Source organism: Pseudoalteromonas sp. S1609 (assembly GCF_005887255.1).
GTDB lineage: Bacteria > Pseudomonadota > Gammaproteobacteria > Enterobacterales > Alteromonadaceae > Pseudoalteromonas.
This window is the reverse complement of the sequence record NZ_PNDJ01000267.1, coordinates 1-314: the sequence shown is the minus strand read 5'-3', so window position 1 is coordinate 314 and position 314 is coordinate 1. Positions and strand designations below refer to the sequence as shown.

The window sequence follows — 314 nt, the reverse complement described above, 5'->3', positions numbered from 1 at the left end:
GCTTAACTGAGCCAATGAATGGGGAGTTTGAACTATTGCGTGAAGGACTCAATACCATATCCCACTCTATGGTGATGCAAAAAGATCAACTGCAAAAAAATATTGATCAAGCAACTAGTGATTACCGCGACACGCTTGAGCAATACGAAACACAAAATATACAGCTCACTATGGCGAAAAAAGAAGCCCAATATGCTAACCGCGATAAGTCTGACTTTTTAGCAAAACAGAGTCATGAATTACGCACACCACTTAATGGGGTTATTGGCTTTACTCGCCAGCTTTATAAAACACCGCTAAATAAAAACCAAAAA

The 314-nt window shown here is 39.2% G+C and carries 1 protein-coding gene; it reads left to right on the top strand.

Features of this window, described 5'->3' with window-relative positions:
* Positions 1 to 314, top strand: a 314-nt coding sequence (locus CWB76_RS19680) for a histidine kinase dimerization/phospho-acceptor domain-containing protein (RefSeq protein ID WP_283235065.1), incomplete at both ends; no start/stop codon positions are given.